The sequence below is a fragment of the Spongiactinospora gelatinilytica genome, assembly GCF_003236385.1.
Lineage (GTDB): Bacteria > Actinomycetota > Actinomycetes > Streptosporangiales > Streptosporangiaceae > Spongiactinospora > Spongiactinospora gelatinilytica.
Window position 1 is genome coordinate 1 of record NZ_POUA01000650.1, and the last position, 2,121, is coordinate 2,121.

Annotated in this window: 2 protein-coding genes; one reads left to right on the forward strand and one right to left on the reverse strand. The window is 73.8% G+C overall.

The genetic code is table 11. From position 1 onward, the window contains the following. The coding region (locus C1I98_RS38220; RefSeq protein ID WP_111172102.1) for a TIGR03620 family F420-dependent LLM class oxidoreductase at nt 1-847 on the reverse strand (847 nt) is incomplete at its 3' end. Nucleotides 848-1,000: 153 nt separating this feature from the next. On the opposite strand from C1I98_RS38220, the gene C1I98_RS38225 reads away from it, so the two are divergent. Then, nucleotides 1,001-2,121 (forward strand): DUF5925 domain-containing protein (locus C1I98_RS38225; RefSeq protein WP_233508552.1); only part of this gene is annotated, 1,121 nt, incomplete at its 3' end.

Consider the following 2,121-nt stretch of genomic DNA (forward strand, 5'->3'; position numbering starts at 1 on the left):
GCTGCCCGCTCACCTGGGCCAGGTCGGCGGACAGCGCCTGGACGGCGACGTGGTCGGCCCCGGCATCGAGATGCGCGCGGACGCGGGCGGCCACGGTCTCGGCGTCGCCCCAGGCGACGATCGCGTCCACCAGGCGGTCGCTGCCGCCGCCCGCGAAGTCGTCGTCACCGAAGCCGAGCCCGCGCAGGTTGTTCACGTAGTTGGGCAGGCCGAGGTAGAACGACATGTGGGCGCGCGCGGTGGCCCTGGCGGTGGCCGGGTCGGTTTCGAGCACCACCGCCTGCTCCGGGGCGAGCAGCCTGCCGGAGCCGAGCGCCGCGCGGGCCAGCGCCGTGTGCTCCACCGGCACGAAGTAGGGGTGGGCGCCCGCCGTACGCTCCCTGGCCAGCTCCAGCATCCGGGGACGCAGCGCGGCCAGCACGGTGGGCACCGGCGGGTCGGCGTGGAACTCCAGGTTCTCCCTGGCGGTCTCCATCGCCGAAAGGTAGCCGGCGGTGGCGGCCAGGGGGTTCGCGTAGTCGTGGCCGCGGCCGCCGACTTGGGGCTTGTGGCTGACGCCGACGCCCAGCAGGAACCGGCCGGGGTACGCCTCACCGAGCGCTTCCGCCCCGGCGGCCATGGTGGTGGCGTCGCGGACCCACAGGTTGGCGATGCCGGTGGCGACCGGGAGGCTCTCGGTGGCGGCGAGCAGGATCGCCGCGGAGGTGAACACCTCCCGGCTGCCCGATGACTCGCCGAACCACAGCGCGCCGTACCCGAGCCGCTCGATCACAGTGGCTGCCTGCCGTACGGCGGGCAACGGGGCCCGCCCGAAGAGCTGCCAGACGCCGACACGCCCGATGTCCATGATCCTCCTCGCAGGGAACACGTGTTTGAGATCGAATGTACTCGCCGGACCTCTCCCGCCCCAGGAGGCCCCAGGAGCGGCGGGGAACCGCCCGGGGACGCCAGTGGCGGAAAACCCATCGACATGCGGCCGCCCGGCTCGGATCATTGACCCATGCCAGTCGTCAAGGAGGTCCGCTTCACCCCGCCGCTCGAGCCCGGCGGACCACAGGAGGGGGCCACCGGCCTGCCGATGACCGTATGGCTGGATGACGGCGACTCGGCGCTCGATGTCATCGACGCGCTCGCCCTGTCGCCGTTCGCCACGGGGGCCCAGCCATGGTCGCGCTCTGCGACGGTGGAGCGCGTGCTGCCGGACGCGCCGCTGATGCCGTCCGGCGGGGTGGTGGTGCGCGCGGCGCACGAGGAGGACGGCCGCGACTCCCGCCTCATCGAGGGCGAGGGCTGGACGCTACGGGTGATCAGGTGGAAGGACCGCTCGGCGACCGTCCACGTCTCGGCGGTCAGCGAGGAGCTGGCCACGAGCGTGATCGCGGAGGCCGTACGCGACGCCGCGGCCCCCGCGCCCGAGGCGGCCCATGTGGAGATCGGCTTCTGGTGGCGCACCGAGCGCGGGGGGCGGCGCAGGGAGCGGCCGATCACCGCGATGCCGTGGGGGCGGATCAAGGGCAACTACTCCCGCGCCGCGGGCGGCCGGCTGGACCGGCTGATGCGGCTGACCCGCGACGACGTGAACGGCCGGTTGCTCCTGCTGCACGGCGCGCCGGGCACCGGCAAGACCACGCTGCTGCGCAGCCTGGCCCGCGAGTGGCGGGACTGGTGCCAGGTCGACTGCGTGCTCGATCCGGAGCGGCTGTTCCACGACCCCGGATACCTGATGGAGGTCGCCATCGGCTTCGGCGAGCCGGGTGACGGGCCCTCGGGCGAGGAGACCAAGTGGCGGCTGCTCGTCCTGGAAGACTGCGACGAGCTGATCAGGGCGGGCGCCAAGGCGGCGAGCGGGCAGGGGTTGTCGCGCCTGCTCAATCTGACCGACGGGCTGCTCGGCCAGGGCCGTGACGTGCTGGTGGCGATCACCACCAACGAGGATCTGTCCCGGCTGCACCCGGCCGTGGTCCGCCCGGGGCGCTGCCTGGCCCGCATCGAGGTCGGCCCGCTGCCCCGCGAGGAGGCGACGGCCTGGCTCGGCACCGACCAGGGCATCGGCCCGGACGGCGCCACCCTCGCCGAGCTCTACGCCCTGCGCTCGGGCCAGACCATGCCCTCCCCTTCCCC